Annotated in this window: 14 protein-coding genes; 7 read left to right on the top strand and 7 right to left on the bottom strand. The window is 48.8% G+C overall.

The annotated features are described in order from the left end of the window. Positions 1-116: 116 nt before the first annotated feature. Positions 117-1,562, bottom strand: coding sequence for an RHS repeat domain-containing protein (locus ACO05Z_RS20810; protein ID WP_421904106.1), 1,446 nt, complete (start codon positions 1,560-1,562; stop codon positions 117-119). A 282-nt stretch (positions 1,563-1,844) separates the two neighbouring features. Here ACO05Z_RS20810 and ACO05Z_RS20805 point away from each other — a divergent pair, with 282 nt between their 5' ends. The 4 genes from ACO05Z_RS20805 (at position 1,845) to ACO05Z_RS20790 (ending at position 10,754) form a co-directional block, all read left to right on the top strand. Continuing rightward, a complete protein-coding gene (locus ACO05Z_RS20805; RefSeq protein WP_421904105.1) occupies positions 1,845-2,429 on the top strand; it encodes a TetR/AcrR family transcriptional regulator in 585 nt (194 codons plus the stop codon). Positions 2,430-2,528: 99 nt separating this feature from the next. Continuing rightward, the gene (locus ACO05Z_RS20800) at positions 2,529-3,131 is read left to right on the top strand and encodes a DUF1007 family protein (RefSeq protein WP_421904104.1); all 603 of its coding nucleotides are present in this window, start codon (positions 2,529-2,531) and stop codon (positions 3,129-3,131) included. A gap of 7 nt (positions 3,132-3,138) precedes the next feature. Continuing rightward, entirely contained in the window at positions 3,139-4,155 is a 1,017-nt protein-coding gene (locus tag ACO05Z_RS20795; protein ID WP_421904103.1) for a nickel/cobalt transporter, read from the top strand. 188 nt (positions 4,156-4,343) lie between these two features. Further along, on the top strand, positions 4,344-10,754 hold the full coding sequence (locus ACO05Z_RS20790; RefSeq protein WP_421904102.1) for an AAA family ATPase: 6,411 nt from the start codon (positions 4,344-4,346) through the stop codon (positions 10,752-10,754). A 2-nt stretch (positions 10,755-10,756) separates the two neighbouring features. On the opposite strand, the gene ACO05Z_RS20785 is transcribed toward ACO05Z_RS20790, so the two are convergent. Next, positions 10,757-11,731, bottom strand: a complete 975-nt coding sequence (locus ACO05Z_RS20785; protein ID WP_421904101.1) for a hypothetical protein — start codon at positions 11,729-11,731, stop codon at positions 10,757-10,759. A gap of 222 nt (positions 11,732-11,953) precedes the next feature. On the opposite strand from ACO05Z_RS20785, the gene ACO05Z_RS20780 reads away from it, so the two are divergent. From ACO05Z_RS20780 to ACO05Z_RS20770, 3 genes are all read left to right on the top strand, one after another. Continuing rightward, entirely contained in the window at positions 11,954-13,555 is a 1,602-nt protein-coding gene (locus ACO05Z_RS20780) for a peptide chain release factor 3 (protein ID WP_421904100.1), read from the top strand. A 376-nt stretch (positions 13,556-13,931) separates the two neighbouring features. After that, positions 13,932-14,528 carry a 3'-5' exonuclease gene (locus tag ACO05Z_RS20775; protein ID WP_421904099.1) on the top strand — a complete coding sequence of 199 codons (597 nt, stop codon included), beginning with the start codon at positions 13,932-13,934 and terminating at the stop codon, positions 14,526-14,528. Between the two features lie 42 nt (positions 14,529-14,570). Continuing rightward, entirely contained in the window at positions 14,571-15,731 is a 1,161-nt protein-coding gene (locus ACO05Z_RS20770; RefSeq protein WP_421904098.1) for a hypothetical protein, read from the top strand. 149 nt (positions 15,732-15,880) lie between these two features. On the opposite strand, the gene ACO05Z_RS20765 is transcribed toward ACO05Z_RS20770, so the two are convergent. From ACO05Z_RS20765 to ACO05Z_RS20745, 5 genes are all read right to left on the bottom strand, one after another. After that, positions 15,881-16,840 carry a hypothetical protein gene (locus ACO05Z_RS20765; RefSeq protein ID WP_421904097.1) on the bottom strand — a complete coding sequence of 320 codons (960 nt, stop codon included), beginning with the start codon at positions 16,838-16,840 and terminating at the stop codon, positions 15,881-15,883. Positions 16,841-16,846: 6 nt separating this feature from the next. Beyond that, positions 16,847-17,116 (bottom strand): hypothetical protein, encoded by a 270-nt coding sequence (locus ACO05Z_RS20760; RefSeq protein WP_421904096.1) that lies wholly within the window; start codon positions 17,114-17,116, stop codon positions 16,847-16,849. An 88-nt stretch (positions 17,117-17,204) separates the two neighbouring features. Next, complete coding sequence (gene panB / locus ACO05Z_RS20755; RefSeq protein ID WP_421904095.1) at positions 17,205-18,053, bottom strand: 3-methyl-2-oxobutanoate hydroxymethyltransferase; 849 nt, start codon at positions 18,051-18,053, stop codon at positions 17,205-17,207. A gap of 168 nt (positions 18,054-18,221) precedes the next feature. Further along, positions 18,222-18,908 (bottom strand): LexA family transcriptional regulator, encoded by a 687-nt coding sequence (locus tag ACO05Z_RS20750; RefSeq protein WP_012765714.1) that lies wholly within the window; start codon positions 18,906-18,908, stop codon positions 18,222-18,224. Positions 18,909-19,277: 369 nt separating this feature from the next. After that, positions 19,278-20,669: a sensor histidine kinase gene (locus ACO05Z_RS20745; protein WP_421904094.1), complete on the bottom strand. Its 1,392-nt coding sequence runs from the start codon at positions 20,667-20,669 to the stop codon at positions 19,278-19,280. Positions 20,670-20,747 lie beyond the last annotated feature (78 nt).

Here is a 20,747-nt window from a genome sequence, read left to right as displayed (position 1 = left end):
GTGGCTCCTTTTTGGTGGTATTCTTGAGGAAGCTAGCAGTTAGGGATTTTACAGGCAAGTGGAGAACTATACATTAAAAAAGCAGCCCCGGCACAAACGCACCGGGGCTGCCATAGTTACCTCAAGTCGTCCATAAACTTTACTTCTTTTTTCTCACTATCCTTCTTACTTCTACCTCGATCCACAAAATTAACCGGATCATCATGGCAATAGCCGTAAACATCCACATCGCCGCCTTCAAGGCCCAGCGGATCTGGTGTGATGAACCTGCCGCTGGAGGGATCGTATTCACGGAAACCGAAATGTACTAGACCTGTGTCCCGGTCATAGAGACCGCCGGCAAAACCAACAGGAATATTCATATGTTCATTGGTATCGACAATCAGATTCCCGAACGAATCGCGAATAATCCGCTTTACCTCATGACCTTCTTTATTAGCAACCATATAAATTGTTCCGACCTGATCGGAAGCTAGAAAATAGACTTCATCATTGCAACGCATTACAACAGGATCGCCTTCCTCGTCGTAAGCAAAGTCCGTGCGGTTGCCATGTTCATCGCTGATAACTGCCAGCGTAGTGAAACTATGCCAGAGGTATTCTTCTACGGTTTTACCGTTGACGGATTTAGATGTGCGTTTGCCCTCAGGGTCAATGGTGTATGAAACGCGGCGACCATCTGGCAGATTGACCTGCTCCAGCTGTCCAGAATGGTGGTATTCATAGGTTGTGACCTCCAAACCGTCCTGCTTCATGACCAGACGCCCCTCGCCATCGTAAGAATATTTCACTTCCCCGGACCGTTCCAGACGCAGGCCCGGACCGTAAGTGAAACGGTGTTGCCCGGTCTGCGGGGTGGAACCGAAATAGCGTTCGCCCTGCTTGCCATACTTATATTCCTCGATAAGCCGCTCTTCTTTCCAGACCGCACAAAGCCTGCCGCCTGCGTCATATTCATATTGAACATGGTGGTCCTTGGGTTCAAGGGAACAGAGCTTTTCCACAATACGCCCGTCTCCATCGCGCCCGGTCGCCAGAACGGAGAAAGGTTCTTCCGCTCCGGGAATTACGAAGGGGGTTACCCTGATCGGATCTTCGGGGTCGAATTCCACGCTGTCGCGCTCGAATTCATCGTACAGATTTTCGCCAGTGCCTGTTTGCGGTTGTTTAGAGGAAAACTCTTCAATAAGGGCCTTGCCGTATTCAGTCAGGGCCAAATCCTGCGCTAGCGGCAGGTCAGGGTTCTCGCGTATGAAACGCATCTGGGCCAGACGTTTACGCCATGCGTAACGTTCCTTTTCAATCTTCCATTCCTTATTCTTCTGCTCCCAGCGAGCCTTGACCTCCGGCTTCATCATGGAAGGGTACATGCGGTCACCACGTGAAAATTCCGAAAAATCAGGACACGGCTCGACGAGCCCCATTCCTGTAGACGGGGAGTAGATTTCCCACAGATTTTCAATCTGCATTTCCGGTGACTCATTTTCGCCATACATGCGCAGAGCAAGGCTTAGATCATCCCGTTTTTTGGGCCTCAACTTAAAATCATTCCTGATACTCATAAATTCTCCATTGTTTAAGTTAACCAAAAATGCCCGAAATCCCTTGATTCATGGGCATAATCCCAGCTTCAAAAACAATGGATACAAAACAGGGCGGACCTGAGTTACCTAACTCACGTCCGCCCCCGTCAGGCTGTTAAGAAAATGCCTACCCCCTATTTGACCGGACAATCAATCCGGCCTATAAAACCGCAAGCGAGCAACCATATGACGGCAGACTTTATCCGGTCCATTCCAAGGTTAAGCCTGACCGTGAACCTTTAACGTGCCAGCGAGGGGGCCATGAAAGGTAAAAATAAAAAAGATGCAATCCTATATGCAGCTCAGGAGATATTCGGGCGCTACGGCTATGCCGGAACAACAGTGAAGATGATCTCCGAACGGGCGGGAGTAGCATTTGGACTTGTCTCCCACTATTTCGGATCAAAAGAGGAACTCTTCATCACGGCCGGGGTATCCATTGTTGAAGACCTTACAGAATATTTGAGCACGGAAACGCGCAAAGCTGAAAACGGACTGGACGGAATCCAGACCTTCATGCGCAGCTACCTGAGTTACACCCTGCAACACCGCAATACCTTTCCGGTACTGCTGCGCTGCTCTCCGTTTTCCGATGTCCAGATCGAACTGGACCGGACCCGCATTGCCGTTAAATTCCAACAGCTCTTGAATGTCATTCGCGAATCTGTGGAACGCGGCATTGAAGACGGCTCCATCCGCAGCCTTTCGGTGGATGACACCACCACCATTGTTTACTCCAACATTGTCGGTACGGTCAGGACCAGATTCCTTTCTCCCTACGACCTGCCCAACCTCTACGAAGAAACCACCGACTTTGTGGTCCGTAGCATCAGGGCTCGGGATTAGTCCTCATATTTCTACACAAAAAAGCCGCGCAGCCTTTAGGTTACGCGGCTTTTTTGTTCGTAGCTTGACACATCTGCCATGATCCTCCATCTTGCCTGCATGAAACAAACTTCAGTTATATTTCTCCTGCTGGGTGCAATGCTGCTTTGCCTGCTCGGTCCCACAAAAGCATCCGCCCATCCGCATGTCTTTGTGGACTGTTCGCTGACTTTTGAATTCGACGGCAACGGTCTTGCCGGGGTGCGCCAGAAATGGTGGTTCGATGAGATGTTCGCGGCCATGATCCTTGGAGATTTCGACAAAAACCACGACAATAAACTTACCCCGGACGAAGCAACTGCACTTGAGCAAGGCGCGTTCGTGAACTTGAAGAACTTTAACTACTTCACGCGCATCCTTGTGGACGGCAATGAGCACAAACCGGTGGAAGCCGTACAATTCAAACCTTCCATTGAAGAGGGCACCCTTGTCTACGAATTCTTTATACCCCTCAATATAACTGACGGTGCCAAACATGTGGTTATGGTCGCCATTTATGATGAAAGTTTTTACACTGCAGTCCAAATGGACCCTCAGAACAAGGTGCTGGGCTTAAGCGGAAAATTCAATACCAACCTGGATTTGGAACCGGTTGCGGAAATGGCCTATTTTTACGACCAGATAGTCCCGGAAGCAGCAGTACTGACCATGCTGCCCAAATAGAGAAATTATGAAGAACACAAACATCCTGCTCACTCTGATATTGACTTTTACTCTCGCTTTCGTTTTCTCCGCTACAGAATCCAAAGCACAGGCAAACAATCCTTTTCTTGCTCCCAAAAAGCAGGAAGCCAGCCAACCGGAAAAAGCACCTCAACCGACATCATCCCCATTCGGTACAGCAGCTCCTGCTCCGTCTCCGTTCGGAACATCAGTCCCTGCTCCCGCAAAACAGGCTGTCCAGAAGGACTGGACCGGAGGGATATACAGCAAAGTTATGTTCAAAGTTACCCTGCTGCAAAAAGAAATCAGGGCTAAATTGACCGGGTTTGCACGAGACATAAAAAAAGAACCATTCGGTAAGTCGTTCTGGATGTTCCTCGCTTTTGCGTTCATGTATGGAATCGTCCATGCAGTAGGTCCGGGACATGGTAAATCCGTGGTATGCGCCTACTTCATTTCACGAGGCGGGACCATGTTCGCAGCCTCATTCATGTCATGGGTTATAACTCTTGTACATGTAGGTTCGGCAACCGCAGCAGTCTGCCTTGCCTACCTGTTCCTTGATAAAGGCATGTCCGGATTTGAAAATTTCAACCGCCATTTGCAGACCGCCAGCTACGGGCTGGTCGCCCTGATCGGTTTCTGGCTGATCATTGAAGCCCTGCGTTCCTTCAAGAAAAATGACCGCGAAGAATGCGAAATCCAAAGCCGCGGATCACTGAAAGAGATTGCAACTGTAGCCTTTGTTACCGGTATTGTCCCCTGCCCGGGAGCAGCCATTATTCTGGTATACACCCTCTCCACTGGCATACTTACAGCAGGACTTGCAGCCATGGTCTTTCTGGCCACAGGTATGGCCGTAACCACCTCCGCCTTTGCCCTTGTTGCAGCAAAAGCCCGCAACGCCATAGACAGCAACCCCTTCGCCCATAAAATGCGCCTCGCCTATTCAATCATCTCCCTGCTCGGCGCTACAGTTATCGTCTGTTTCGGCCTGCTCATGCTTAGTGCCCATATTTCCTAAAAAGCAGGACCTGCCTACTTTTTAAAATCCAACCATGACATATTCCACCAATAATGTTATCAATATAACCAGCCCCTTACCACGGTGCTGCCGAGAGGAATTCAAGAGGAAAACAGCCAAAATCTAATATACTTATATTCTCAGTGCTTGCCGGAATATCCAACTGATGCCATGGGAGTGTTTCGACGATGATCAATCTTGCCGGATATGAAAATGTTACCCCTTTGTATGAAGGGAATGACATGATTCTTTGCAGGGCAGTCAGAGGGTATGACGATCTTCCGGTCCTTATTAAATACCCTAACTCCGAACTGCCTTCCCCCCGGCTTTTGACAGGTCTTAAAAACGAATACGCCACATCTCAGGAAATCGGCAACACAGGCATCGTCCCGGCAGTAACCCTGCACCGGACCGATAACTCTCTGGCCCTTATTCTGGAAGACAAGGGATACAGCCTGCTCAGTTCTCTAATCCCTAATTCCAATGCAGACCTTGCCCAAAAACTGCAGATTGCGCTGCGTATAGCCAGCTCCATCAGCCTAGTGCATACCAAAGGTTTCCTGCACCGCAACATCAGGCCGGACAGCATTGCCATAGCTCCTGATTACCGTGAGGCACTACTGACCAACCTGCAAAACAGCACCCGCATTGCGGATTCATTTCCACAAACATCAGCAGAAATCATATCCCCGGACAACATCGCATACATCTCGCCGGAACAAAGCGGCAGGGTCAGCACAGAACTGGACAGAAGGTCGGACTTCTATTCACTGGGCATTACCCTTTTCGAACTTTTCACCGGCCAAACGCCCTTTAAGACTAAAGATGACCTCGAACTGATTCATTGCCATCTGGCTAAAGAACCCCCTGCTCCGCAAAGCATCAATCCTGAGATCCCTTCTCCGCTGTCGGCTGTGATCATGAAACTGCTCTCCAAGAATCCCGGAGACCGCTATCAGTCAGCCCATGGCATTAAGCAAGATCTGAAAAAATGCCTGAACCTCATTGGAAGCGGAAAGATTTTTGAAAAATTCACCCCGGGAAATCAGGATATATCCGAGACATTCACCCTCTCGCGCAAACTGTTCGGTAGAAAAGATGAACTTTCCGAACTGAAGGCAGCTTTCAGCAAGGTAATGCTCGGCAGTTGCGAAACGATTTTTATCAGCGGCGAAGCCGGGACCGGCAAAAGCTCGTTGATTAATTCTTTCAGCAAGCAAGTCTATAAAGAAAATGGAGAATTCATCTCCGGTAAATTTGATCAATTCCGCCGTAATCGACCCTACAGCGCCCTGATTCAAGCTTTTCAGGAACTGCTTCGTAAAAGACTTTCCAGCCCCACCCCGATAATCAACGCCTGGAAACACCGAATAACAAGTGTTCTGGAGCAAAATGCCAGCCTGATAAGCGAAGTTCTCCCCGAACTGGAACTCCTGATTGGAAAACAGAAAACTCCCGTGGAGTTAAGCCCCACGGAATCAAGAAACAGATTCAACCTTGCATTCAAAAATTTTATCAAAGTTTTTCCGAGCATAGACAAACCCCTGGTCCTCTTCCTCGACGATCTGCAATGGGCGGACATCTCCACCCTGCAACTTTTGAAGCGCCTGCTTGAAGATCAGGAGACCTCACACCTTATGCTCGTCTGCGCATACCGGACCAACCTGCCCATGAATGAAGGGGTCAAATCCCGCATTGAAGACATTGAAGAACTAAGTCCCAAAGTGCGCAGCCTGAAACTGAACAGACTGAAGCTGCACCATGTCCACGGCTTCATCAGCAGAACCTTAAGGACCGACCGCAAACGGACTGAAGATCTGGCCCGCATGGTCTACAGCAGGACCGGCGGAAATCCCCTCTTCGTCCGCGAATACCTGCTCAACATGTACCGCGCAGAGCTCATATCTTTCGATAACGACAAAACCCGCTGGGAATGGGACCTAAAGGCCATCCGCAATATTTCCATGGACGGAAACCTTGTGGAATTGATGGCGGAAAAAATTCTGACCCAGCCCCACGAAGGGCAGGAAATCCTTAAGACCGCCTCAGGGATCGGTTGTAAATTCGACCTGCGAATTCTTACGGAACTCATGGAGTTTCCGGAACAGCTCACCCTGGACTACCTGAACATGGCCCTGCATGAAGGGTTGATCATCTCTGATGAGGGAGTCACTTCCATTGCCGGTTTCAATCCCCAATCCGGGCCATACTATCTTTCTTTTATGCATGACCGAGTCCAACAGGCAGCATACTCCATGCTCGATGCGGCAGAAAAGACAGAACTGCACTTGAATATCGGCAGAGCCATGCTCACCATCTATTCCCCCGACGAAATAGATGAAGCCAATTTTGAAATTGCCGCCCAGTACAGCCTCTGCATCAGTGCGATTACAGATCCTCAGGAAAGAAAAGAAATTTCACATGTGTTCATAAAGGCCGGCCGTAAAGCCAAACGAAGTTCCGCTTTTGAAACTGCCGCCCGTTACCTTTCCACTGCAGCCCGACTCATGGGAAGTGATGGCTGGGAAACAAGCTACAGGGCAAGCTTTGATCTACATCTGGATTGGTATGAGTGCGAATTTCTGGATGGATCAGGAAAACAGGCTGAGAATGTGTTCAAAACCATGATTGAGCACTCACAGAACCGCAAGGATACCACAAGGGCACAACTGTCCAGAATGCAGTTGTTTTCAGATCAGGGAAGATATCATGATGCAGTAAAAATAGGACTGGATACACTTGAACATTACGATATCATTATTCCCCATCTTCCGGGCAAGCTTTCCATCGCAACAGAGCTGCTGAAAACAAAAACAGCTCTGGGCAACAAAAAGACCCTGCAATTGTATAACCTCCCGGAGATGGACTCCACTGATAATCTGGAAGTTATGCGGCTGCTGATGCACACCATTGCCCCGGCATACATGTTCAACAAGCATCTTGTGTTTTATATTGCCCTGCGGATGATCCGTTTTTCCATAAAAAACGGTAACGGGCCGTACTCCTCATTCGGATACATGCTTTACGCCATGTTTTTAGCTTCGAAAAATTTTTCATTTAAAAAATCAAAGGAATTCACGCGGCTTGCCGTAGAGTTGAATAAAAAATTCCGCAATACGGAACTGGAAACAAAAATCAATACACTCCGCGGGGGTACCCATGACCACTGGCATGTCCCTCTGCAGGAGAACATGAACACCCTGGACAAGGCTTTCCACAACGGTCTCATGAACGGCGACAACACCTATGCCCGCTATGCCGGATACTTCGCGGTTCAACTTAAGTTCATGCAGGGACATTCGATTGCGGAAGTATACAGTCTTGCAGAACGCTATTTGAACTTCGTGCAAAAAAACAAAAATTCATTGAGTTCAGGAGCAATCACCCTTCCCCTGCAGATGTGCAAAAGCATGGAAGGAAAGACCTATACCCCCGGATATCTGGATGACGATAATTTCCGTGAAGGCAATCTCCTCAGCACAGCCAAAAGCAGCGGTTCTGAGGTTGTAGAGAACTGGACTGCAATCTCCAAACTGATAACTCTTACCTTTTTCGGATATCACACAAAAGCAATCGAATACGTCAACAACCTGTACGACAATGTGGAAGAAGCTCTTTTCGGTATGTATTCAGTTGCGATCTTCCACCTGCTGGCCATCATAAACATGACAGCTCTTTTTGAAGATGAGTCCTCCAAAACACAAAACCTGTATCTGAAACGTATAAATCATTCTTTATCGCGACTGGAAAAATGGGAAAGCAACTGCCCTGAGAACTTCCGTCACCTAGTTCTAATCGGAAACGCCGAACTGGCTAGAATAAAAGAAAACAACAGCAAGGCATTGGCTTTGTACGAAGAGGCTATCACCTTCAGTGCCAATGCCGGATATAATAATTTTGCAGCACTTGCATGTGAACTGACCGGCAAATTCCATTTCAGTCTCGGAGGAAAACGCTCTGCCATAGCCACACTTGCCGAGGCCTGCCACTACTACGAAGAATGGGGTGCGTCTGCTAAAGTTCAACGTCTGCTCAACGAATACCCGCAATTGCGTAATGCTACCGAGGCTGGGTTTTCAACCGGCAATGCAGCAGGCGACAAGGGCAGCAGTTCCCTGGATATTTCCGCGGTTGTTAAGGCTTCTCAAGCTATTTCCGGCGAAATAGTCCTCAACCGGCTGCTGGACAAATTGATGCGCATCGTAATCGAAAACGCCGGAGCGCAAAAAGCCACCCTGCTACTCAACAATAAAAACAGCCTTGAGCTGACAGCCCATGCCTTTGTTTCAGAGCACGGAATCACTACCAAGCCCAACCCTGATCCGGAGCAGGAGCTTTATTGCAAAAGCATTGTAAATTATGTGCTGCGTTCCAAAGACAATATTGTCCTGCGCGATGCCGGAACACAGGGGCCGTTCTCCATTGACAGTTACATCATCAGGACAAAGCCGAAATCCATTCTGGCCATGCCGGTTATCAACCAGCAGCTTATGCGTGGCGTTCTCTACCTTGAAAACAACCTCAGCCCCGGAGTATTCACTGATGATCGGCTGGAAGTGCTCAATCTGCTGTGTTCACAGGCAGCTATCTCGATCCAGAATGCCCGGCTCTATTCCGACCTTCGCGATTCGGAAACCCAACACCGCACCCTGCTTGAAAGTATCAACGTAGGTGTTTTCAGGGCAGAAGCTGAGGTTGACGGACTCCTGCTCAAAGCGAACAGGGCTCTTGCCGAAATGTTCGGATACCGGGGCTGGAACGAATTCCGCAAGACTCAGGTCAGAACACTATATATTGTGCCTGATATGCATCAGGAAATTCTCAACGAACTTCTTGAGGGTGGCATCGTTCGTGACCGGGAAATTAAAATGCGCAAACAGGACGGGACACCGATCTGGGTTAACATGACCGTCTCGATGGAACAGGACGGCAATAAGAACAATTGCCTTGAAGGCGTTCTTGAAGACATTACTGAAAAAAGAAAGGCCCAGGAATTCGAAAAAGAAAAAGTCGCTGCAAATGCCGCCAACAAAGCCAAAAGTGATTTTCTGGCCAGCATGTCCCATGAAATCAGGACCCCCATGAACGCAATCCTGGGCATGGCTGATCTGCTCTGGGAATCACGACTGAGCAAAATTCAGCGCAACTACGTAAAAATATTTAAAAATGCCGGAGAAAACCTGCTCCTGCTGATTAACGACATCCTCGACCTCTCTAAAATTGAAGCCGGACAGATCGACCTCGAAAAGATCGACTTCAACCTTGAAGAATTGTTTGAAGAAATCGGTTCCATTTTCGCGCTCAGAGCCCAGATCAAAGGCGTTGATTTCTGCTGGTATATTGACCCGGAAGTTCCGCGAATAATCACTGGAGACCCGACCCGCTTGCGCCAGATAATCGTAAATCTGGTTGGTAATTCACTTAAATTTACAGAAAAAGGGACCATAACCTTCGAGGCTGGCTTAACTGAAATCGGCTACCTGCGTTTCATTGTAAAAGATACAGGAGTAGGTATCCCCGTAGAAAAAATGAATTCGATTTTCGACACTTTTTCGCAAGCAGATTCATCTACAACCCGTAACTATGGTGGGACCGGACTGGGGCTTTCCATTTGCAGCCGCATGGTGGAAAGCATGCAAGGGGGCATTTTCGTTTCCAGCACAGAAGGTGACGGAGCTGCTTTCGCCTTCACCATCAACGCTGAATTTCCCATGCAGCCGGAGTTCTCTCCTCCACTGGGGAACTGTGCAATACTCCTTGTAGAGCGGGAATGTATATGCCGTGACTACCTCAGCCACAGTCTTACTGATCTCGGTGCAAAGGTATATTCTGCGGAAAGCCTGGGAGAATCCTCGGCCTATGCAACGGAAATATCCTATTCACCATACGAAAACAAAGTCCTGCTGGTTGGTAATCCGGAAGGAGAGGATGACCGCTTTGAGATTTTAAAGAAGCTAAAACACGGTCCCTGCCAAGGCTGGAAGCTGATGATGATCATGGAGGCAAAGCCCCAGCCGAGAGCAACTGCACGGGCCAAGCAGCTCTGTGCTACATATGTACACCGCCCCGTTCATCCGCAAGCAATCGTGGAAGACATTCGCTATGCGTACACCTGTGAGCTTCCAGCTGAAGCAGAAGATGACAGTTCAGCACTGGACATCGAACAGGTCGAAGCAATTGAACAAACTGAAATCCCAGAAGAAAAAGCAAACGACAATTTATCCATTCTGCTGGTCGAGGATTCAGAAGACAACCGCATGGTCATCGACCTTTTCCTCAAGGAAAAGCCATATAAAATAACCTATGCGGAAAATGGACAGGAAGGACTGGATCAATTCAAACAGGGTGAATACGGAATAGTACTCATGGACATTCAGATGCCGATCATGGACGGCTACGAAGCAACAAAAGCCATTAGGAGATACGAAGAGGAAAACGGACTCAAGCCGACTCCGATAATGGCCCTGACCGCCAACGCTTTTCAAGATGATGAGCAACGGGCTCTTGCTTCCGGTTGTACAGCGCACATGGCCAAACCGGTAAAAAAGAAAAAACTGCTCCGGGTTCTGGCGGAATACCTTGGTCCGGTCTCGGAATAACACTACCAGCGGCGGGTCAGAACCGTCCGCCAGCGAGACGGAATCAAGGCCTCATAAGCCTGCCCAACATTCTCAAGACCAGTCATTTCGCCGGACAGACTGATGCCGTATGGCTTCATAAGCCGGAGGGGATATTTTTCATCTCTGAGCTGAAATCCGGAAGAACGGTCCAGTACGGTAAGCATCTCTTCAGGAGAACGGCCCACCAGCACTGCTTCGGGAAAAAATCCTGCGTGGGCGGTATGCGCTTCCAAACCATCAAAAAGGGTTTTGCTGATAAAAATAAAATCTTCCTTCCACAAACTGCGTCCGGCACCGGGAAGTGTTTCATTGCAGACAAAATGCAGTTTTCTTTCTTCCAAAAATCCGTATGTATCCACTTTTTTAGCATCGGCCACAAGGACATTACCAAGCCCCATAGTTCCCAGCACCTCATTGGTCCGCTCGGCAACAATCTGATTGCGCTCTATGCCTACCAGCGAGGAGCTTTCAAAACCATTGCGCTTGGCCTGCACGTCCATAGCCAGCATGAGGATACCAGTGCCGGACCCTATATCCAGTCCGGTAAAGGGCTCGTCATCCAGCTTTGGCTTTGCCTCTGCTATGGCCTTAAAGATGTGCACACTCTTGGGCAGGTCAGCCAGCATGCACAGGGCAAATCCGTAGGACAAAAGCTGTTTGCGCAGCTCAAGGCAATTTTCCAGCACGTCACTGCCCAGCCTGCGGTGCACGAAACGGTCGAAGAGCAACGACACATCTTCGAGCTTTAAAACCTGCTCGTGGGAGCCGGGATAAACATAGGCATGAAAAAATTTCACCATAATGTTCAGCAGCAACGGCCCATCCAGTTCAACCTCGGGATTACCGGCTTCGGCAAGATCCTCATTAAGTGAGGTCCGGCGATAAATTTCTCCCGGCAAAACAGTCTCTTCCATTGCTGGGCGCTGTAATAAACGCAAGCTGGCTTTTTTGATCATTATCTGTACCCGCCTTGATTTTTGTACTGCTGATGAAGCTTAATTCTACAGCTTTTTACAATCTATTACCACTGAATTGGAGCAATCTAAGACTTGACCTTTGCGCTAATCCTGATACGGACAACCCAGCACTTGCGGTGAACGCATCTATAACTAATGGCAAAACGCCTTTACCAGAGTTCACCGCCACGATCAAAATATCATCAACGCACAGGAACAATCATGTCCCAGAATATAGATCCCAATATCAAGAAAGAAGTAGAACGTCGCCGGACCTTCGGCATTATCAGTCACCCGGACGCCGGTAAGACCACTCTGACTGAAAAACTGCTCCTCTACGGTGGAGCGATCCAGATGGCCGGAACCGTTAAATCCCGTAAAGCCGCCCGCCATGCCACCTCCGACTGGATGGCCATGGAACAGGAGCGTGGTATTTCCGTAACCACCTCGGTCATGAAGTTCAACTACCACGACTACGAGGTCAACCTGCTGGACACCCCCGGTCACCAAGACTTTTCCGAAGACACCTACCGCGTGCTCACCGCAGTAGACTCCGCGCTCATGGTCATCGACTGCGCCAAGGGTGTTGAGGTTCAGACCAAGAAGCTGATGGAAGTCTGCCGTATGCGCGACACCCCCATCATCACCTTCATCAACAAGCTGGACCGCGAAGGTATCGATCCCTTCGATCTCCTGCAGGACATTGAAGAAACCCTGAACATCGAATGCGCGCCCCTTAGCTGGCCCATCGGCATGGGTTCCGACTTCAAGGGCACCTACAACATCCACAAGGGCGAGCTGCATCTTTTCTCCGCCATTCACGGCGGCGGCATCCAGAAGGGTGAAGTCATCAAGGACCTTTCCGACCCCCGCCTTGACGAACTGCTCGGTGATCAGGCGGATTCCCTCCGCGAAGAACTGGAGCTGCTCGAAGGCGCAGGTTACCCCTTTGACAAGGAACGTTATCTGGCGGGTAAGCAGACTCCGGTATTTTTCGGCAGTGCCATCAACAACTTCGGTGTTCAGGAAATGCTGGATTCCTTTGTGGAACTGGCTCCGCACCCTAAGCCGCGTGCCACCACAACCCGCGAAGTATCTCCCTTTGAGTCCGATTTTTCTGCTGTGGCCTTTAAGATTCAGGCCAACATGGACCCCGCACACCGTGACCGCATCGCTTTCATGCGCATTTGTTCCGGTAAATTCAAGCGCGGCATGAAGGTCCGCCACCACCGCATCGGCAAAGAAGTGCAGATCGCCAACGCCACCATCTTCATGGCTCAGGACAGAACTGGCGTTGAAGAGGCTTTTCCCGGTGACATCATCGGTGTCCACAACCACGGAACCATCAAGATCGGCGACACTTTTACCGGGACCAAGGAAGAACTCAAATTCACCGGTATCCCCAACTTCGCACCAGAACATTTCCGCCGCGTTATCCTCAAGGACCCGCTCAAGAGCAAGCAGCTCGACAAAGGTCTGCACCAGCTGGCTGAAGAAGGTGCGGTGCAGCTCTTCAAACCGCTGGGCAACAACGACAAGATTCTCGGTGCAGTAGGTCTGCTCCAGTTCGACGTGATCATGTCCCGTCTCAAGGACGAGTACGGCGTTGCCGCTCTCTACGAGCCGGTGGAATACCACACCGCCCGCTGGATCGGCAGTGATGAGCAGAAAGAAATTGACGGGATCAAAAAACGCTATCCCCGTTTCGTGGCCCTTGACGGTGACGACAACCTGACCTTCCTCGCTCCCAGCCAATGGCGTTTGCAGCAGGCTGAAGAGGAATGGCCCAAGATCAATTTTAACCAGACTCGCGAACATCAGTAATTGATTTGATGCGCTTCGCGCTTTTGATAGGAGATTTCGCCTCCGGAGGCCAAAGGCCTATAGCCGTTAGACGAGAGCTTCTTGCTCGAGTCTTACGGCTATAGAGAGGGGACCGAATAATCCCCTTTGGAATCCCTATCGGGCTTTTCACTTACTTTAGTGGAAAGCTTTACTGAATTAACCAGAGAGCTTCTATACAGTTAATCCGCTGTCTGGGGGTTGACGAAGCCTTGTTTGGCTAATATCCAAAGGGGATACTTTTTATCCTGCCCGCCCGTGGTTTTTCAGGAACTTAATTGCCCTGAAGCATCACGGGCCGGTAGGAATTCTTTGTTTCCATATAAGGGAATATAATTACTACCGGGCTTAATATTTTATGCAAGTACCTGAACAATATAAGAAAAAATTTACCAAAGATGAAATTAACGAAATGCCCCTTCGCCAATACGAAGGGCCGATCAAACTCATTGACCGCGAAGAAGATGTTCCGGCTGCTATTGAAGAGTTGAGCAGCTGTGCATTGCTTGGTTTTGATACCGAAACCCGTCCGGTCTTCCGCAAAGGGGTCTCCTACCCCCCTTCCCTGATCCAGCTGGCAACTGAAGACTGCGTTTACCTGCTGCACCTCAATCATATTTCCCTTTCCGATCATATTAAGGAAGTGCTCTCCTCTGCCGATATAATCAAAACCGGGGTGGCGGTTATCAATGATGTTAAGGAATTGCGAGATGTTTCCCCCTTTGAAGGCAAAGGATTCGTAGACCTCGGCGACCTTGCCAGATCACTGGAAATGCAGACAAACGGCCTGCGCAACCTTGCCGCCAACCTGCTCGGATTCCGTATTTCCAAGGGCGTACAATGCTCTAACTGGGGCCGCAAGGAACTGACCCCGCAGCAGATAACCTATGCTGCAACAGATGCTTGGGTAAGCCGTGAAATTTACCTGAAATTCCAAGAACTCGGAGTCCTCTAAATTTTACCGCGGACAATAACTGCTACCGGAAAGGATATCACCATGAAAGCCAGACATATACTCATCACCTTGTTCATTCTGATAATCACTGCACTTCCGGCTTTTGCACAGCAGGACTGCCCTGATATTTTCAAAGCCGAGCTTGAAAACATCTCCGGCGTGAACGCCGTGGTCCGGAATGATGGTGGTTTCCTCGCTATCCTCAAGGAAGGAAGCAAGAAAAAAGCTGTCAGCGTTGTTTCCCAGATTAGCAAACTGCGCAAAAAGAATTCCGGGGAATGTGATTTTTCCGGTATTTCTGTTGCTGTTATGAACAACAACCTTGAGCAGGTGAAAAGTTCTTCTTCAGCTTCCATGTCCAAAAAAGAGCTGACCAAGCTGCTTTATGACTACGTCTACAAGCTCAGCCCGGTTCAGGTGGATGAGAACCTGAAAGGGTATGAAAAACTTTCCGAACTTGCTCCGCAAAACAGTTATTACAAAGCCCGCAGAGAGCATTACGCCAAAAGGGTTGAACTGGTTAAAACACGGGCAGAATATATAGCTCGTTGCCTTAAAGAATTTCCCAAGGATAAAAGCATCCTTAACCTCAAGATCAAGAGGGATTTCTATCTCTTTGTGGTCGCTGGAGACACACCGCTTAAAACAGCGGAAGCCTTCATGGACAGAGTCGCACAAGAAACTCCGAGACCGGAGAAAAAAATGTGCGTCATAGCCTACTCCGCAGACCTCAGCAACAGGTTGGCCAGCTGCCCTGTTGAATATCAGGAAATGCTGGGTTCCAATGAAGAAGAGCTGCTTATGCGCCACGTGCAATCTCTGCCCGGATTCAAAATACAGCAGAACATTAACGGCTATAAGGCCTTGAAAGAACTGGCTCCGCACTCCACCCTGTACACCAAGAAACTTGTTGCCTACGAATCCAAGCAGCAGGGACTGGAACGATTCAAGAGCCTGCACATTGCTTCCGGTGAAAAGCTGATCAGCAAAAGCAGCAATCGCGGTGCAACCCTCTACGCAACCATCAACAGTAAAGCCTTGAACGGTAAATCTGCATCGGCCAACCGCAAGCTATTCAAGCTGCTTACTGACTACTATGCCACCAGTGGATACGCCTATAAAAAATGCATACTCAAAAACAGCGCAGGAAAGACCTTAGGAACCATCTCCTGCTCCAAGGCGCGATGCACTTTCAAGCAGTAAGCTTTAAATTTACTCACAAAATTTTAAAAGGGTGAAACAGTACAAACTGTTTCACCCTTTTTTACTTGTAACGTATTTCCATACCAAGAGACGAAGCCACTATAAAAAGTTTGGGATTCTTAACCCTTGCCAGGACCACCAGAGAGAAACTACATGGTCAGCACAAAATAAAAGCTACCGACCAGCACAAGGCTGGCCGCACGTAAGCCCTGATTGTAGACAATGAGTTTCAAGGCCATCTTACCGCGAAAGATTCCGGCGTAGTAGGGAAGCTGGTGGCGCAGGGCACGCACCGGAGTGGAAAGCAGATTACCGATGATCAGTGCCAGCACTATTCCCCGGGGATCAATGGCCCCGCTCCCGAGTAGGGAACCTGCTGCGGCAAGCCCCGCAGTGAACTCAGCAGCAAGACTGAAAGCGATAATGCCGAACACCTGTGGATCAAGCCACGAAAGAAAGGAAAGGTGTTCGCCCAGATAGCTTTGGAATGCAGTGAACACACCGTAATGGCGCAGGAAAAAGAAAGCCGTGTAAATAGGGATGGTCAGGTAAGCCACCTTGGGCAGTCTGCGTTTAAGGCGTTTGACAGCCTTATCCAAGACCTCTCGAAATGACTTTGCTTCCTGCTCCTTGAGCCGTTCAGCCACATCACCGCAGCCACCATCGGCGGGCAAGGAAAAGCGGCCCCAGAGCACAATGGCCCCGGTACGCACAAAAGCCGCCAGCAGGGTCAAGCCCACGTAAGTAAAGGCCACATGGCCGATAAACGGTGCGGCAATAAAAAAAACTGTGGGCATGTGCAGGAAATAAGTTGGCAGGCTGTTGAAAAGGTTGGAGATAACCAGTTCACGGTCATTGATCTCCCCTTTTTCATAAGCTTCGGAAAGCATTGAGTTTGCGGCCACACCGGAAAAAAAGGCCAGAGCAAAACTGGCTCCGCTGATATCCTTAAGCCTTCCGGCCCGGATAAGCGGATTTGCCAATCTACCCATGGCCCGAGTCCAACGCAGTCCCTCAACAATATTACCGACCAAAAGGCCGAGGCTGATAAATAACAAAAGCCGGATCAGGGGCCAGCCCAACCCACTCCAGAGAAGTTCAAGAGACAATTAAACCTACTTTTTCTTCCAATTTTCAGGTGCACTTACCCGCAGCTCAGAGTCATTCTCGGTGAGGATTCCGGCATCAACTAGCTCCTTCATGGCAACCAGAAAATCATTCTCCTCGCCATTCCATTTCGCAAGGCAACCTTCAATGGTAACACTGCCGGGAGCAGCCTTACAATTCTTGTCAGGATCAATTTTGCTGCCCAACATTCCTTCGATCAGCAGGAAAAGAGAGTTAGCTTCAACGGAAAGTCCGAGATCAAAAATAGATACAGCCATCGCTTCCTCCGTAATTGGTTGGTGATACAATAAAAGTATACTTGAACAGCTTCAAGGGCCAGAGAAAAAACCATTCCGGCCCGGAGTGTTAAACTTTATCCTGTAATAAGCTTTTAAACCTTTTCAGTTCTTCGGGGTCCATGTGGCTGAAGTTACCTTCTGCTGGAAATGAGCCGTCGCCAACTTCCGCGATATAACGTTTAACAGCATCAATGCTTTCCCCGCGCAGCTGGGCGAATTTCTTTACAAACATAGGCACAAAGCGATCAAAAAGCCCAAGAATGTCATGATAGACCAGGACCTGTCCGTCAGTGTCCGGACCGGCACCGATGCCGATGGTCGGGATAGACAGCCTCGCGGTTATTTCCTGAGCCACCTCATGGGGAACGGCTTCGAGAACAATAGAAAAACAGCCAGCAGCCTCAAGAGCCAAAGCTTCATCAACGAGGGCAGCGGCTGAACGGGCGTTCTTCCCCTGTGCCTTGAATCCGCCGAAACGGGCCACATGCTGCGGGGTCAACCCGATATGGCCTTGAACCGGAACACCGGAATCAATGATGGCCCGTACATGTTCCAGAAAAGGAAATCCGCCTTCAAGCTTAACCGCACGGGCACCGGTGCGGCTCAAAAATTTCCCGGCATTCTCAACTGCCATCTGCACTGAAGGCTGGTAGGACATGAACGGCAGGTCACCGACAATAAGCGCCCGTTTTGCGCCGCGGGAAACAGCTGCCGCATGGTGCAGCATGTCATCCATAGTAACGGAAAGGGTATCTTCATAACCGAGCACAACCATCCCCAATGAATCACCAACAAGGATCATATCCACTTCTGCAGCATCTACGATCTGTCCGGAAGGATAATCATAGGCGGTTACCATGGAAATCTTACGCTGGCCTTTAAGGGCGGTAATGTCGGGAGCTGTTACTTTTTTCATTCTTTTCCTCACAGATTAAGATTCGACTGAATAAGGAAGGATTATGGTGCAAAACCTTGATACGGACAGGATAACACTAAATCAAGTCTAGTGAAAAATGTATCATTGTGCACAAAAAAAGAGGTCCGGCAGTTGCCGAACCTCCTTAACAATCTAAAAAATAAAAACTTATAATTCCTGCATGACCCAGACAACCCGTCCGACCACATGTTTTTCATGATTTTCAACCGGAATATACTGTTCAGGATGTTGAGAATCATCAGGACGAAGAATAAAACGGGAATTTTCAGGATCAAAAAAGACCCGGCGGATAACCACTCCCTGATAAGGGACATGGATAGCGTAAATATCACCGGCCATGAGGCGTTTCTGGGAATCATCAATCCCTACAAATGCATCTCTGCGAACCGAGGGTTCCATGGAGGAGCCTTCAGCCTTAAGAACAACAAGAGATGAACGGTAGTAAGTTTCGGGAATGCTAAGTTCTGAAACCTGCTGCGGTTTCCAGACTTCGGCTCCCGCATCTTCACCGGCCATGGATGAAACCGGCACGATCCTGCCTCTGGACTGCACCTGACCATACTGGGCGGTTGTTTCACTCAAAATCTGGTCAGCGGCAATTTTGCCTTTGCCGGGCTTCAGGTAGACGGGCTCAATTCCGTCGGAAAGCCATTCAGGGTTCAGTCCGTGGGTCCTGTACAGCTTGATGAACCACTCAGCAGGAATAGAGCTTCTTCTCTTGGCATCGGAGATGCTGGACTGTCGAATATTCAGAATTTCGGCAAGCTGAACCTGAGTTCTTGTTCCGGTAGCCTTCTTGATTCTTTCCAAGCTTTCATCAAACCACTTTGACACGCTTACCTCCTGTGAAAGCAAAGTCAAAAACAACTATTAATCATCTGCAAATCAAATAACCCTATAAAGAAGATCGTTTTTCTATGCTTACAATCTATCTCTTACGAACAATATATTAAGGGGCTATCACGAAATTTATAAACTGGCAAAACATTAAAATTGAACACTTCAATACAGACTAAAAAGAATGTAAAACGCTTAAGTTAAATTAATCACATGCACACAACAAATGTGTACAATTGCACTTCTTATTGATTTACAGATTAGAAACATAGCAAATACGCACCACACAAAACCAAGCAACCTATTCTTAACCCGCAACACTAATACAAAAATAGCCTATTCTATTTCGAATAAAACATACGAAGGCTAATTCTCACCCAACGGAAGGATAAAATAAAAATTATTTCCGCCATCCTGAGGCTCATACCCAACCTCACCGCCATGCAATTCCACCACCTGACGCACAAAGAACAGTCCATGGCCGGAGCCGTATTCATTGCCCACATTATCGCTGCGAAAACCAGGCTGAAAGAGCATCTCCCGGTCATGTTCCTGAATATGCGGCCCAGTGGTGTAGACATTTAGCTTCAAGCCATCCCAGCCGTTGCGGAAATAATCTTTGACCATATCCCAGCCGTAAGCGGCGAATTTATCCCTGCGCCCGTCACACATGGTCTCATCGCGGGTGTATTTAACAGCGTTGGAAAAAAGGTTGGCGTAGACTTGAGAGATAAGCCCCACATCAGCAACAATGCGCACTTCGCGGTCCGGCACACCGCCCATACTGATATCCAACCTGATCCCCCGATCTTCAAACCGGGACCGATAACGTTCTAGCTGTGGTTCAATAATTTGTTTGAGCAGGTTGCAAGGACGCTTTTCAACAATATAGCGTCCTTCCTCAAAATGCTGCCGGCGCAAAAGGGTTTCCAGAAACAGACTAGTCTGCTCGTAATGGCTGTGGATTTCATTGAACTGGCTGACCAGTCCGTCATAGAGTTGCTCTAGATCACGGCGGATTGCAGCTACGCTTTTTCCTTCAATACCGGATTCCAATTGGCGGATATTTTCAATACGGTCACGCAACCTGTTATAAAAAAGCTTGAAATACATGTTCGGAACAATGACATTGTGCCCGACATCCTTTACCAAATTACGCACGAATTCTAGATGCTCCTGCCCCTTACGCCGAAGTATCTTGCTATGTAGCTGGAAGCCGACCCGATTGACGAATTTTTCAAAAAACAATGACTGATGGTCAGAAAGGTCATCCATCTTATAGAATTCAAAACAACCGATCACATCCCCGGCGGGTTTAAAAGGAAGCTGGTCGACCAATTCAATATTACCGCGAATAGGTATAAACAGGTGCCCGGCCCGAAAAATCTTTTCAAGGGGAACGGAGCTACATACCGGAGCACGGCTCTCTGTGCGCCCGACAGGAATGAACTCATCCGGTCCCATGGCCAGATAGAGCCTGCAATCAAGATTAAAAAGCGACCTCGGAACTGCGGTACAGACAGCAAAGAAGTCTTCCAACGAATCAAATTCCTGTGCAAGGTCAAAAAAAATCATCAAAGCCCGTTTTTCAGTTGCGGAAAAGCTGTAATCTTTATAGTCATCCATTTTCTCATGGATACGCCGCTGTATCTGCAACATCTTCTCAGGTCCCGGGCCTGTTGAAAGATGGAATCCTTCTCCAAGCGGACCTTCAGCTTCATAGGAAGACACGTCTGCGCTTTTCTTTTTGCTGCTCATAACTATCTATCCGGGGTTCAATATAGAAAGGGGCTTCTCTGTATCATACGGTCCCTAATGAAAAGGAGCAAGCCAGAA

This window comes from Maridesulfovibrio sp. (genome assembly GCF_965230075.1).
GTDB lineage: Bacteria > Desulfobacterota > Desulfovibrionia > Desulfovibrionales > Desulfovibrionaceae > Maridesulfovibrio.
The sequence above is the reverse complement of the archived record's forward strand: the minus strand, read 5'-3'. Positions and strand labels throughout refer to the sequence as shown.